The following is a 13,534-nucleotide window of genomic DNA, read 5'->3' on the forward strand; positions in this document are numbered from 1 at the left end:
GGCATCGGCGACCGACGCCGCTCACCCACTGCCGGACGCTCTCAGTATCCTCCGGCTCAGAAAGGGTGCGTGCCGTGTCCGCCGCCCAACCTCTGGACGTACAACCGACACCGCTCGCGCTGCTGCTGCTCGGCCGGGAGGCCGACACCAGAAGCGAACGCGGCGTGGACTGCCCGGGCGACCTGCCCGCGGCCTCCGACCCCGACCTGGTCCGGCGGGCGCGGGAGGCGAAGGCGGCGCTGGGCGACCGGCTCTTCGTGCTCGGCCACCACTACCAGCGGGACGAGGTGATCGAGTTCGCGGACGTCACCGGGGACTCCTTCAAACTCGCCCGCGAGGCCGCCGCCCGACCGGACGCGGAGTACATCGTCTTCTGCGGCGTGCACTTCATGGCCGAGTCCGCGGACATCCTCACCTCCGAACAGCAGCGTGTCGTGCTGCCCGACCTGGCCGCGGGCTGCTCGATGGCCGACATGGCGAGCGCCGAGCAGGTCGCCGAGTGCTGGGACGTACTGACCGAGACCGGGGTGGCCGAGACGACCGTCCCGGTCTCGTACATGAACTCCTCCGCGGACATCAAGGCGTTCACCGGACGAAACGGGGGCACCATCTGCACCTCCTCCAACGCCCGCCGAGCGCTGGAGTGGGCCTTCGCGCAGGGGGACGGCGGCCCCGAGCGCAAGGTGCTGTTCCTGCCTGACCAGCACCTGGGCCGGAACACCGCGGTGCTGGAGCTTGGCCTGTCGCTGGAGGACTGCGTCGTCTACAACCCGCACAAGCCGGGCGGCGGACTCACCACTCAGCAGCTGCGCGACGCCCGCGTGATCCTGTGGCGTGGCCACTGTTCCGTGCACGGGAGGTTCTCCCTGGACTCGGTGAACGAGGTGCGCGAGCGGATGCCGGGCGTCAACGTCCTGGTGCACCCTGAGTGCAAGCACGAGGTCGTGACGGCGGCGGACCACGTCGGTTCGACAGAGCACATCATCAAGACCCTGGACGCCGCCCCCGCCGGCTCGAAGTGGGCGATAGGCACCGAGCTGAACCTCGTACGCCGGCTGGCCAACCGGTACGCCGACCAGGGCAAGGAGATCGCCTTCCTGGACCGGACGGTGTGCTTCTGCTCCACCATGAACCGCATCGACCTGCCGCACCTGGTCTGGGCACTGGAGTCACTCGTCGCCGGCAACACGGTCAACCGGATCGAAGTGGACCCGGACACCGAGAAGTTCGCCAAGCTGGCGCTTGAGCGAATGCTGGCGCTGCCCTGACCCGTCACCGGTCAGGGCAGGTCAGCCGAGCGACGCCGCCCACACACGGCCCGCCCGGGTTCGTACGGGACGGGGGTTCGTACGGACCCGGGCGGGCGCGCCTCAGGCCTACCAGCCCGGGACGGCGCCCCCTCGCCTCGTCCGGACAACACGCTCAACCGCCGGGAGCAGCACCCCATCGCCCCGGACGGACAACACGCTCAACCGCCGGGAGCAGCACCCCATCGCCCCGGACGGACAACACGCTCAACCGCCGGGAGCGACGAGACCACTCTCATACGCCGCGACCACCAACTGCGCGCGATCCCGTGCGGCGAGCTTGGACATGGTCCGGTTGACGTGGGTCTTCACCGTCAGCGGACTGACGGACAACCGGCCCGCGATCTGGTCGTTCGAAAGACCCCCGGCGACCAGAGCCAGCACCTCCCGCTCTCGGCCGGTGAGCGCCTCCAGCACGCCGACACCGGATTCCTCGGCGGGCTCCCCCGAATCACGCTGCGCGAGGAACCTCGCGATCAGCCCCTTCGTCGCGGCCGGTGACAACAACGCCTCGCCCGCCGCCGCGATCCGGATGGCCGACAGCATCTCCCCGGGCTCGGCGCCCTTGCCGAGAAACCCGGAGGCGCCGGCCCGGAGCGACTCCAGGACGTACTCGTCCTGCTCGAAGGTCGTCAGGATCACCACACGCACCCGATCCAGGGCGGGATCAGCACCGATCTGCCGGGTCGCGGCGATACCGTCCGTGCCGGGCATTCGGATATCCATCAACACCACGTCGGCACCCTGCTCGCGAGTCACGGCGACCGCCTGCGCCCCGTCGGCCGCCTCCCCCACCACCTCCATGTCCTCCTCCGACTCCACCAACACCCGGAACGCGCTGCGCAACAGCGCCTGGTCGTCGGCCAACACCACGCGAATCGTCAACGGGTCCCCTCCGTGTCCGTGACCTGTTCATCGGCTCCCCTGTCATCCGCTCCCCTGCCGGGCGCGCCATCCCGTGTGGAGCGCGCCGGTGTCACGGCGCCCCGCTCCGTCCCGCCCGCCGACGCCGGCAGCCACACCCGTACGTCGAAGCCGCCGTCCGGGGACGGCCCGGCGACACAGCTGCCCTGCACCGCGGTGACCCGCTCCCGCATCCCGAGGAGTCCCAACCCGCTCCCGGTGTCAGCCGCACCAACGGCTGCGGGCCTGGCGGCCTCCTCCCCGCCGGCGCCATCCGTGCCCCCGCCCCCGGCGCCGTCATCGCGCACCCGTACGAACAGCCCGTCAGCCCGCTGACCGATCCGCACCTGAACCCGGGCACCGACCCCCACGTGCTTCTGGACGTTGGTCAGCGCCTCCTGCACCACCCGGTACGCGGTCAGGTCGACCGCCGACGGCAACGCACGGCCCGCCGTCGTGTCCGTCAGCTCGACGGTCAGACCGGCCCGGCGGAAACCGGCCAGCAGTTCGCCCAACATCCCGAGGCCGGGCGCTGGTTCGGTGGGCGAGGCCGGATCACCGGACCGCCGCAGCAGGCCCACCGTGGACTGCAGCTCACCCAGGGCGTGCCGGCTCTCCTCCCTGACGTGCGCCAGCGCCCGCTTGGCCTGATCCGGCTGCCGGTCAAGCACCCGGGAGGCGACACCAGCCTGCACATTGACCAGTGCGATGTGGTGCGCGACCACGTCGTGCAGCTCCCGCGCGATCCGCATCCGCTCCTCCGCCACCTGCCGCCGGGCCTCCTCCTCACGAGTACGTTCGGCGCGCTCGGCACGTTCCCGTATGGCGTCGACGTACGCGCGTCTGCTGCGCACCGCGTCCCCCGCCGCCGCGGCCAGCCCCGTCCAGGCGAAGATGCCGAGGTTCTCCTGGGCGTACCAGGGGTGGGCACCGAACAGCATGCCGGCGGTGGCCACCACCGCCGCCGAGATCGCGCCGACTCGCCAGGAGGTGGTCCGGTCCGTGCGGGCGCACACCGTGTAGAGCGCGATCACCGAGGCCATCGCCAACGGCGCACGGCTGCTGGACGGCGTGTCCGTGGCCGGGTCGGTCACCAGTCCGAGGACGGTCACGAAGGTCGTGAGGCACAGCACGGGCAGCGGCATCCGCCGTCGCAGGACGAGGCTGCCGCAGCCCAGCGCCGCCAACAGCACGGTCTGCGAGTTCACCTCCCGCCCGCCGAACTGGGGGCGCCCGTCCGGCGTGTGCGGCTCGGTCGCGGCGCCGAACAGCACCAGGCCGAAAGCGACGAGCGCGAGCAGCGCGTCCGCCGTCTCCGGATGTGCGCGCAGCCAATCGCGTATCCGCGGAATTCGGGCCGTACCGGGAAACGTCGTCACGAAGGGCAGGCTACGGTGCTGGAGCCACCCGCCGAAGGCCAATCGCCGCCCCGCGGCACGGGTCCGGCCGGCCACTCCCACACGCCGCTTCCACGATCACCGGGACCGTCAGTCGGTCGATCCGGGGATGAGCCCGTCCTCGCTGAGCATGCCGCGCACCTCGGCCAGCGAGGCGTCCGGGGCGGGCAGGATCAGCTCGGAGGGCTCCAGGGAGTCGTCGGGCAGCGCGGTGCCCATGGTCCGTACGGCGTTGAGCAGCGCGCCCAGCGTGTTACGGAAACCCGCCTCGTCCCCGGTCTCCATCTCCGCGAGCAACTCGTCATCGAGCTTGTTCAGTTCGGTGAAGTGGCTGTCGTCCAGCTTCACCTGCCCTTCCCCCATGATCCGTACGATCACGACGCACTCCTTCACAACGGGGCGCTCGGCGGCTGACCACCCGATCCGCCCGCATCCGGTGCGGCCGGTCGTGCGTCCGTCGGTCAGCCCGTCGACCGACGAACCGCCCGCGGCTCACTGCTTGTCGAACCTCGGCGTTTCCTGCGACTGCTGCTGGACCGAGCCCTGCTGGTCACCACCCTCGATGGCCTGCTGGCCCTCGGTGCTCGAACCGGCCAGCTCGGACTTCATCCGCTGCAGCTCCAGCTCCACGTCCGTACCACCGGACAGTCGGTCCAACTCGGCGGTGATGTCGTCCTTCGCCGTGTTCGACGCGTCGTCCAGCGCACCCGAGGCGAGCAGCTCGTCGATGGCGCCGGAGCGTGCCTGAAGCTGCTGTGTCTTGTCCTCGGCCCGCTGGATGGCCACTCCGACGTCGCCCATCTCCTCGGAGATGCCGGAGAACGCCTCGCCGATCTGTGTCTGGGCCTGGGCCGCCGTGTAGGTCGCCTTGATGGTCTCCTTCTTCGTACGGAAGGAGTCCACCTTGGCCTGGAGACGCTGCGCGGCGAGAGTGAGCTTCTCCTCCTCACCCTGCAGCGTCTGGTGCTGTGTCTCCAGGTCCGTCACCTGCTGCTGGAGCGCGGAACGCCGGGTCAGCGCCTCCCGCGCCAAGTCCTCCCGACCGAGCGCCAAGGCCTTCTTGCCCTGGTCCTCGAGCTTTGAGGACTGCCCCTGCAGCTGGTTCAGCTGGAGTTCCAGCCGCTTACGGGAGGTCGCGACGTCGGCGACTCCCCTGCGCACCTTCTGCAGCAGCTCGAGCTGCTTCTGGTACGAGTAGTCCAGCGTTTCGCGCGGGTCCTCAGCCCGGTCCAGGGCCTTGTTGGCCTTCGCGCGGAAAAGCATTCCCATACGCTTCATGACACCGCTCATGGGCCTCGCGCGCCCCCTTCGTTCGGACTCGAGCCTCAGCACGTCTTGGGACCCCAGGGTACGGGGCTTGGTTCCATTACCGCACTGATCGGGTGCCGATCTGCTCATCCTGGAGTACCAAACCCCACCCCGGGCTTCTCCGGCGCAGGGTGTAGGAACACGGCACCGGGAGAGGACATAACGAGGCGTTGCCGGATCGTTCCCCTCCGGACTGTGGGTCACACCTGGTGGCACCGTACTCTTGAGGTGTGTTCCGAAGCCGTTCGAAGGATGGGCAGGCCTCCGCCACCCAGGTGACCGAGCCCGAGCCCACACGCCGTGACCCCGAGGCCCCCAAGGGCCGTCCCACCCCGAAGCGCAGCGAGTCCGAGTCCCAGCGACGGGAGATCGCCAGGATGCCGGCCAATCGCCGGGAGGCGGCCAAGCGCGACCGCGAGGCGAAGCGGCGCGCCATGAACCGCCAGCGCGAGGCGCTGGCGAGTGGCGACGAGCGCTACCTCCCCGCTCGCGACAAGGGGCGGGTGCGCCGGTTCGTGCGCGACTTCGTCGACTCCCGGTGGAGCGTCGCGGAGTTCTTCCTGCCCATCGCGATCTGCATCCTGGCGATGAGCCTGGTGCCCTCGATGCAGGTACGGAACATCTCGCTGCTGCTGTGGCTGTTCGTGATCGTGATGATCATGCTGGACTCGATCAGTACGAGTGTCCGGCTCCGCAAGGCCCTGCGTGCCCGGTTCGAGGACGAGCCCACTAAGGGGGCCACCCGGTACGCCCTGATGCGGACGCTCCAGATGCGCCGGATGCGGCTGCCGAAGCCGCAGGTCGACCGGGGCGACGAGATCTGACCCGGGCGGCCGGCCCGGCGGACCGCCGGGCCTGAGCGCGACGGCGGCGAGGGTACGGTCCGGACGGGACCGGGTCCCGCTCGCTTCCGGGCGGAGCGGGCCGAGCGCCGGAACCGGCCGGTTCAGCCGCGTAGCCGCACCGCCGTACCAGCCACCACCAGCAGCACTTCCTCGCACTCCGCGGCCACGGCCGCGTTCAGCCGACCCAGTTCGTCCCGGAAACGCCGGCCGGCGGGGGTGGCCGGCACCACTCCGGAGCCGACCTCGTTGCTGACCGCGACGACCATCCGCCCGCTGCCGCGCAGCGCGGCCACGAGTTCGCCGGTACGGCGTCTCAGCGCCCGCGCGCCGTCGGCCGCCCAGTGCTCGTCGTCCCAGGCCCCCACGACGTCCATGGCGTCGGTCAGCCAGAGCGCGAGACAGTCGATCAGCAGCGGCTCCCCGTCAGCCTCGGCCAGCAGCGGCACCAGGTCGCAGGTCTCCGTCGTACGCCAGGAGGCCGGGCGACGTTCCCGATGCAGCGCGACCCGCTCCGCCCACTCGGGGTCACCCCGCCGGGAGCCGCCGGTGGCGACGTACTCGACGCCGGGGAAGGCCGCCAGCCGTCGCTCGGCCTCCGCGGACTTGCCCGAGCGCGCGCCCCCGAGCACCAGAGTGCGCCCGGGCAGCCGCGGGGTGTCGTACCAGGCGCCGGTTGTCAGCGAGGCTCCGTCGGCCTCGGCCCGGGCGCCGGCCGAGGCGAGCCGGCGGTGCAGTTCCGGGCCCGGGTGCACGTCATGGTCGATGTGCACCGCGACGACGGCCGTCTCCGGCCCCACGGCACCGATCGCCCGCAGCCGGGCCAGCGCCTCCGGACGCCCGAGCACGTCGAGCAGCACCAGGTCGTACGGCCGGTCCGGGGGTTCGGGTCCCGCCAAAGCGGTCCCGGGCGGCAGGTAGAGCAGCCGGTCCCCGTCCGGTCCGGTCACCCGGTATCCGGTACCGGGCGCGTCCAGCGGCACGGCGCGCACCCGATGGCCGCTGATCAGCGCGAGTTCCTGACCGTCCGGCACACGGACGGGCGCCGGGAGCCCGGCGGGGATCTCCTGGGCGGGCCCGTCGTGCGGGTGGGAGAGCAGCACATGGCGTACGCCCTGCAGGCTGCGGCCGGTCCGGGCGGCGGCGAAGGCGGGGCCCGGGGTGAGGTCGAGCAGTATGGCGCCGTCCACCAGGACGGCCGTCGCCGCCCGTGCCTCGCCGCCCACGGCGACCGCGCACGCCGCGCAGGGGCAGCCGGGTCGGGGCAGACCCGCCGGCGCACCGGTGCCCAGGAGAGTGAGTTCCACCCCCCGATCGTCTCGCGCCCTCTTGCGAGCCGCGCATCGGGCACGCGGGAGCGGGCGGGGACCCGTACGTTCGCCTACGTTCGCCCGCGTGGTGAGGATGGGCGACTAGTCTTCGGGGAGCAGCCCAACGATCTTGGAGGCGACATGGCGTGGACGTGGCGGTTCGAGAAGTCCGACGGCGGCGAGACGGAACCAGCCGTACAGCCCGAGGAGTTCACCACCCAGGGGGACGCCGAGTCCTGGATCGGGGAGGTCTGGCGGGACCTGCTGGACGGCGGGACGGACCAGGTGTCGCTCTTCGAGGACGACACGAAGGTGTACGGACCCATGAGCCTGCACTCCGCGGACGAATGACCCCGTGCCCCTCCCCCGGTGACCTGGACTCCGCCGCCCGGGAACGGGCGGGCGGAGTCCAGTAGGGTTCGCCGCATGCGTGACGGCAGCCTGAACCTGGACGAGTTCGAAGACCTCATCGAGCGCCCGCGGGGCGAGCTGCGTCGCGCGGCCGAGGAACGCCGGGCCCGTACGGGGCTGCCGCCGGCCGGGCTCGGACGGCTGGACGAACTCGGCGAGTGGCTCGCCGCCGTACAGGACGCCGTGCCGGTGCGGCCGGTGACCGAGCCGCGGCTGGTGTTGTTCGCGGGCGATCACGGGGTGGCCGAACTCGACGTTTCCGGCCGCCCCGCCGGCTCCGCCGTCGGGCTCGTACGGTCGGTGCTGGACGGTGAGAGCCCTGGCGCCGTCCTCGCCCGCCGGTTCGGGGTGGGGCTCCGGGTGGTCGACATGTCGCTGGACTGTCCGGAGGACGAGCTGCCGCCGGACGTCACCCGGCATCGCGTACGCCGCTCCGGTGGCCGCCTGGACGTGGAGGACACCCTCACCGCGGACGAGGCGGAGGAGGCGTTCCGCGCGGGCATGGCCGTGGCGGACGAGGAGGCCGACGCCGGCGCGGACCTGGTGGTGCTCGGTGACCTGTCGGTCGGCGGCACCACCGCCGCCGCCACCCTGATCGGCGCACTGTGCGGAACCGACGCCTCCGTGGTCACCGGCCGGGGCGGCGCGGGCATCGACGACCTCGCCTGGATGCGCAAGTGCGCCGCCGTCCGAGACGGACTGCGCCGGGCCCGGCCGGTGCAGGGTGACCAGTTGCGGCTGCTCGCCACGGTCGGTGGCGCGGACCTGACGGCGCTGACCGGCTTCCTGCTCCAGTCCGCCGTACGCCGCACCCCCGTGATCCTGGACGGCGTGGTGACCGCGGCCTGCGCGCTGGTCGCCCAACGCGTGGCCTTCCGCGCCCCCGACTGGTGGCTGGCCGGTCGGAGCGACGGCGAACCCGCGCTGGGCAAGGCGCTGGACCGGATGGCCCTCGACCCGCTCGCCGAGCACGGCTTGGCCGTCGGCGGTGGCACGGGCGGACTGCTCGCGCTGCGCCTCGTGGAGGCGGCGGCCCAACTCGCCCACGAGCTGCCGGAGTCCGTGGGAGACTCGCCGGAGGGGACGGCAGGCCAGGCCGCTGACGATGACACCAGCCTCCCGGACCCGCTGGACGCCACCTGACCAGGAACGGCCGACGTACGGCCACAGCCCGCCGTACGACCCCCGAGTCCCGCGCAGTACGCCCGTACACTCCCCGGGGCCCGTACGGGTGCCGTAGCTGACCGGCGCCCGTACGCGCCCGGAGACCGCGCCACCGAAGGACGGAACCGACCCGGTGCATCCCCCCGACCACACCCCCGATCCGGCTCCTGAGCCCGACCCCGTCCCTGGCCCCATCCCGGAACCCGAACTCGGACCCGTTCCGGAATCCGGCCACGAACTCACGGCCGGCCGGACCGAGCCGAGCACCCAGCCCCGGCCGGCCTCGCTCGGCGACGGGCTGCGCTTCGCCTTCGGCACCCTGACGGTGATGCCCGTACGGGTGCCGCGTTGGGACCGGGCCGCCGCCCGCGTCGGCATGGTGTGCGCGCCGGTCGCCGGCGGCACGGTCGGCCTGGCGGCGGGCGTACTGGGGGCCGTGCTCTGGCTGTTGGGCTCCGGCCCGGGCCTGGCGGCGGTGGGAGGGGTCGCCCTCGGCGCGGCCCTCACTCGCGGACTGCACCTGGACGGACTGGCGGATGTCGCGGACGGCCTGGGCAGCGGCCGGCCGGCGGACGAGGCGCTGCGGATCATGAAGCGCTCCGACATCGGACCGTTCGGCGTGACCGTGCTGCTCCTGGTGCTGCTGGCCCAGGTCGCCGCGTTGTACGAGCTGTACGGGCACGGGTGGGCCCACGGTGGGCTGGCGACCGTGTTGGCCGGGCTCGTCTCCCGCACCGCGCTGACCCTCGCCGCCCGTGCCGGGGTGCCCGCGGCACGGGCGGACGGTCTCGGGGCGGCGGTGGCCGGCGGCGTGCCCGTACGGACCGCGTACGGGGCCGCGGGCACGGTCGTGCTGCTGTCCGGCGCGGTCGGCGCCCTCCTCTCGGGACTGCCGGGGGCCGTGCTGGCGACGGCCGGCGCGGTGCTCGCGCTCGCCGCCGCCGAACTGCTGCTGCGGCACTGCCGCCGCCGGTTCGGCGGGGTGAACGGCGATGTGTTCGGCGCGTTGGCCGAGGCGTCCGGCACCGTTCTGCTCGTCCTGCTCACGCTGGGTTGACGGAGCGCCCGGTCATTCGGCTGCCTCCCCGGTTCCACGTCCCAGGCCCCGTAGCCGGCTGATCACCGCACGCGGATCGCGCGTCGGTGCCGTACGGGCGTAGGGTCGCCGAAAACTCGGGCCCGAGTCGGCATACGACGCCCAAAGTGGCCGCCGCAGCCGTGGACACCCTCCTACGGCCCCCAAGACGAAAGCAGGTCCCTTCCACGTGTCTCCTCTGACTCTTAGTTCCTCGTCCGCCACCACGCTGCGTGCGGACGCCGTCGTCGTCGGTGTCGCCAAGGGCAGCAAGGGACTGGTCCTCGCGCCGGGGAGCGAAGCCGTGGCCAAGGCGTACGGCGGGAAGCTCGCCGACACCCTGGACAGCCTCGGCGCGGCTGGCGGCGAGGGCGAGGTGACCCGGCTGCCGGCGCCCTCCGGCGGACTGCGGGCGCCGCTGGTGCTCGCGGTGGGCCTGGGCAAGGCGCCGAAGAAGAAGAGCGGTACCTACCAGCCGGAGACCCTGCGGTCCGCCGCCGGCAGCGCCGCGCGGGCCCTGGCAGGCAAGAAGAAGGCCGGTTTCGCGCTCCCGCTCGCTGACGCCGAGGCGGTGGCCGCGGTGGCCGAGGGCGCGTTGCTCGGCGCGTACGCCTTCACGACCTACCGCGGCGAGAACGGCGACGGGGCGAAGAAGGGAAACGGCGGCAAGAACGGCAAGAACGGCAAGGACCAGCCGAAGGCCGGCCGGCCGCTGGGGCAGATCGCGCTGCTCGGCGCCAAGCCGCGGGACAAGGCGCAGCAGGCCGCGGTCGAACGGGCCCGGGTGCTCGCCGAGGAGGTGCACCGGGCTCGGGACCTGGTGAACACCCCGTCCAACGACCTGACTCCGAAGACCTTCGCCGCGCGAGCCCAGGCCGCCGCGAAGGAGCACCAGCTCAAGGTCGAGGTGTGGGACGAGAAGGCGCTCGCCAAGGGCGGCTTCGGCGGCATCATCGGTGTCGGTCAGGGGTCCACGCAACCACCGCGGCTGGTCAAGCTGTCGCACACGCACCCCAAGGCGAAGAAGTCACTGGCGCTGGTGGGCAAGGGCATCACCTACGACTCCGGGGGCATCTCGCTCAAGCCGGCCGGTAGCAACGAGACCATGAAGTGCGACATGAGCGGTGCCGCCGCCGTCTTCGGCGCGGTGGTCGCCGCCGCCCGGCTGAGGCTACAGGTCAACGTCACCGGCTGGCTGGCGCTCGCCGAGAACATGCCGTCCGGCAACGCCACCCGGCCCGGCGACGTCCTGCGCATGTACAGCGGCACCACCGTCGAGGTCCTGAACACCGACGCCGAGGGCCGTCTGGTGCTGGCCGACGCGCTCGCCCGGGCCTGCGAGGAGTCCCCGGACGCGGTGCTGGACGTGGCGACGCTCACCGGTGCGATGGTGGTGGCGCTCGGCGACCGTACGTTCGGGATCATGGCGAACGACGACGCGTTCCGTACGGACGTGCACGAGGCGGCTCAGAGCGCGGGCGAGGACGCCTGGCCGCTGCCGGAGCCCGGGCACCTGCGCGCCAGCCTGGACTCGCCGATCGCGGACCTCAAGAACATCGGGGAACGCATGGGGGGCGGGCTGCTCGCCGGCGTCTTCCTGCGCGAGTTCGTGCCGGAGGACACCGCCTGGGGCCATCTGGACATCGCCGGCCCGGCGTTCAACGAATCCGCCCCCTACGGCTACACCCCGAAGGGCGGCACGGGCGTGGCCGTACGCACCCTGCTGACGGTCGCCGAGCGGGCCGCGGCCGGGGAGCTGGCCTGACGAACGCCCGAGCCCGCCACGGCCCCGACCGCGCCGGCGGATCGGGGCCGTACGGCTGTGTGGCACCCCGCGGGAATGTGGACGGCACGACCCGTGCTCTACCGAGCCGAGGCCCGTCCCCGGACCCGAGTCCCGTCCGCCGCCGACAAGTGACAAGATGGGTCTTCGGCAGGACAGGGCCCCCGTGGCTTCAACAGAAGACGAGTCCAGGGCCGAACACAAACAGCGGCCGAACATACAGCCGCCCGGCCGGCGGAGACCGGCCACGGCGCACCCATGCATGGAGGACGTGACGTGGCGAAAGACGCCAGCACCGTTTTCGACCTAGTGATCCTCGGAGGCGGTAGCGGCGGCTATGCCGCTGCCCTGCGCGCCGCACAGCTGGGTCTGGATGTCGCCCTGATCGAGAAGGACAAGCTGGGCGGCACCTGTCTGCACTACGGCTGCATCCCCACCAAGGCGCTGCTGCACGCCGGCGAACTGGCCGACCAGGCCCGCGACAGCGAGGGCTTCGGCGTCAAGGCGAGCTTCGAGGGCATCGACATGGCCGGTGTCCACAAGTACAAGGACGGCGTGATCTCCGGCCTGCACAAGGGGCTGCAGGGACTGGTGTCCAGCCGCAAGGTGACGTACGTGGAGGGCGAGGGTCGACTCTCCTCCCCCACCTCCGTCGACGTCAACGGTCAGCGCTACGAGGGTCGGCACATCCTGCTGGCGACCGGCTCCGTGCCGAAGTCGCTGCCGGGCCTGGAGATCGACGGAAACCGCGTCATCTCGTCCAACCACGCGCTGGTGATGGACCGGGTGCCGGAGTCGGCGATCGTGCTGGGCGGCGGCGTCATCGGCGTCGAGTTCGCCTCCGCCTGGAAGTCGTTCGGCACCGACGTCACCATCGTCGAGGGTCTGCCGCACCTGGTCCCCGCCGAGGACGAGAACAGCTCCAAGCTGCTGGAGCGGGCGTTCCGGAAGCGCGGCATCAAGTTCTCGCTGGGCTCCTTCTTCGAGAAGGTCGAGTACACCGAGAACGGCGTCAAGGTCTCCCTCGCCAACGGCAAGGAGTACGAGGCCGAGGTGCTGCTGGTGGCGATCGGCCGAGGCCCGGTGTCCCAGGGCCTGGGCTACGAGGAGGCGGGCGTCGCCACGGACCGCGGCTTCGTGCTGGCCGACGAGTACTGCCGGACGAACGTGCCCACCATCTCGGCGGTCGGTGACCTGATCCCCACCCTGCAGCTGGCGCACGTCGGCTTCGCGGAGGGCATCCTGGTCGCCGAGCGGCTGGCCGGGCTGAACCCGGTGCCGGTGGACTACGACGGAGTGCCCCGGGTCACCTACTGCCACCCCGAGGTGGCCTCCGTCGGCATCACCGAGGAGCAGGCCAAGCAGAAGTACGGCGCGGACAAGGTCGTGACGCTGAAGTACAACCTCGGGGGCAACGGCCGTAGCAAGATCCTGAAGACGGCCGGCGAGATCAAGCTGGTCCAGGTGCGGGACGGCGCCGTGGTCGGCGTACACATGGTCGGTGACCGGCTCGGCGAGCAGGTGGGCGAGGCTCAGCTGATCTACAACTGGGAGGCGCTGCCCTCCGAGGTCGCCCAGCTCATCCACGCCCATCCGACCCAGAACGAGGCGCTGGGCGAGGCGCATCTGGCGCTCGCCGGCAAGCCGCTGCACTCACACGACTGACCTGGAATCCGGGCGCGACCACACTTCCGCACATTTCGTAAGGAGCAACCGAAACCATGGCGGTTTCCGTAACCCTTCCGGCGCTCGGTGAGAGCGTCACCGAGGGCACCGTCACCCGGTGGCTGAAAGCCGAGGGTGAGCACGTAGAGGCCGACGAGCCGTTGCTCGAGGTCTCCACCGACAAGGTCGACACCGAGATCCCGTCGCCCGCCGCGGGCACCCTGACCTCGATCAAGGTGGCCGAGGACGAGACCGTCGAGGTCGGCGTCGAGCTGGCGCTGATCGGCGACGGCGACGGCGGTGGCCAGCCGGCGGCTCCGGCCGCCGAGGCACCCGCGCAGCCCGCGCAGGAGCAGCCCGCGCCGGCGC

General features: G+C 72.0%; 13 protein-coding genes. 8 read left to right on the forward strand and 5 right to left on the reverse strand.

The window, feature by feature from the left end:
- The first annotated feature begins 74 nt into the window (after positions 1-74).
- Positions 75-1,268: a quinolinate synthase NadA gene (gene nadA / locus AN216_RS16750; RefSeq protein WP_070197495.1), complete on the forward strand. Its 1,194-nt coding sequence runs from the start codon at positions 75-77 to the stop codon at positions 1,266-1,268.
- A 246-nt stretch (positions 1,269-1,514) separates the two neighbouring features.
- On the opposite strand, the gene AN216_RS16755 is transcribed toward nadA, so the two are convergent.
- The 4 genes from AN216_RS16755 to AN216_RS16770 form a co-directional block, all read right to left on the reverse strand.
- A complete protein-coding gene (locus AN216_RS16755; RefSeq protein ID WP_070197496.1) occupies positions 1,515-2,192 on the reverse strand; it encodes a response regulator in 678 nt (225 codons plus the stop codon).
- On the reverse strand, positions 2,189-3,598 hold the full coding sequence (locus tag AN216_RS16760; protein WP_420855755.1) for a sensor histidine kinase: 1,410 nt from the start codon (positions 3,596-3,598) through the stop codon (positions 2,189-2,191). Before AN216_RS16760 ends, AN216_RS16755 begins: the two co-directional genes overlap by 4 nt.
- 99 nt (positions 3,599-3,697) lie before the next feature.
- Positions 3,698-3,985 (reverse strand): PspA-associated protein PspAA, encoded by a 288-nt coding sequence (gene pspAA, locus AN216_RS16765; protein WP_070197498.1) that lies wholly within the window; start codon positions 3,983-3,985, stop codon positions 3,698-3,700.
- A 114-nt stretch (positions 3,986-4,099) separates the two neighbouring features.
- The gene (locus AN216_RS16770) at positions 4,100-4,897 is read right to left on the reverse strand and encodes a PspA/IM30 family protein (protein WP_070197499.1); all 798 of its coding nucleotides are present in this window, start codon (positions 4,895-4,897) and stop codon (positions 4,100-4,102) included.
- Positions 4,898-5,145: 248 nt separating this feature from the next.
- Here AN216_RS16770 and AN216_RS16775 point away from each other — a divergent pair, with 248 nt between their 5' ends.
- Positions 5,146-5,739, forward strand: coding sequence for a DUF3043 domain-containing protein (locus AN216_RS16775; protein WP_070197500.1), 594 nt, complete (start codon positions 5,146-5,148; stop codon positions 5,737-5,739).
- A 122-nt stretch (positions 5,740-5,861) separates the two neighbouring features.
- Here AN216_RS16775 and AN216_RS16780 read toward each other — a convergent pair whose 3' ends face one another.
- Complete coding sequence (locus tag AN216_RS16780; protein ID WP_070197501.1) at positions 5,862-7,064, reverse strand: bifunctional adenosylcobinamide kinase/adenosylcobinamide-phosphate guanylyltransferase; 1,203 nt, start codon at positions 7,062-7,064, stop codon at positions 5,862-5,864.
- 144 nt (positions 7,065-7,208) lie between these two features.
- On the opposite strand from AN216_RS16780, the gene AN216_RS16785 reads away from it, so the two are divergent.
- The 6 genes from AN216_RS16785 to AN216_RS16810 all read left to right on the forward strand — a co-directional run.
- A complete protein-coding gene (locus AN216_RS16785; RefSeq protein ID WP_070194533.1) occupies positions 7,209-7,418 on the forward strand; it encodes a hypothetical protein in 210 nt (69 codons plus the stop codon).
- A 75-nt stretch (positions 7,419-7,493) separates the two neighbouring features.
- A complete protein-coding gene (locus AN216_RS16790; protein ID WP_070197502.1) occupies positions 7,494-8,621 on the forward strand; it encodes a nicotinate-nucleotide--dimethylbenzimidazole phosphoribosyltransferase in 1,128 nt (375 codons plus the stop codon).
- Between the two features lie 154 nt (positions 8,622-8,775).
- Positions 8,776-9,699: an adenosylcobinamide-GDP ribazoletransferase gene (locus tag AN216_RS16795; RefSeq protein ID WP_079166671.1), complete on the forward strand. Its 924-nt coding sequence runs from the start codon at positions 8,776-8,778 to the stop codon at positions 9,697-9,699.
- 208 nt (positions 9,700-9,907) lie between these two features.
- On the forward strand, positions 9,908-11,482 hold the full coding sequence (locus AN216_RS16800; RefSeq protein WP_070197503.1) for a leucyl aminopeptidase: 1,575 nt from the start codon (positions 9,908-9,910) through the stop codon (positions 11,480-11,482).
- A 294-nt stretch (positions 11,483-11,776) separates the two neighbouring features.
- The gene (gene lpdA / locus AN216_RS16805; protein WP_070197504.1) at positions 11,777-13,165 is read left to right on the forward strand and encodes a dihydrolipoyl dehydrogenase; all 1,389 of its coding nucleotides are present in this window, start codon (positions 11,777-11,779) and stop codon (positions 13,163-13,165) included.
- Positions 13,166-13,221: 56 nt separating this feature from the next.
- Positions 13,222-13,534, forward strand: a 313-nt coding sequence (locus AN216_RS16810) for a biotin/lipoyl-containing protein (RefSeq protein WP_338059256.1), incomplete at its 3' end; no start/stop codon positions are given.

This window comes from Streptomyces oceani, from assembly GCF_001751245.1.
GTDB lineage: Bacteria > Actinomycetota > Actinomycetes > Streptomycetales > Streptomycetaceae > Streptomyces > Streptomyces oceani.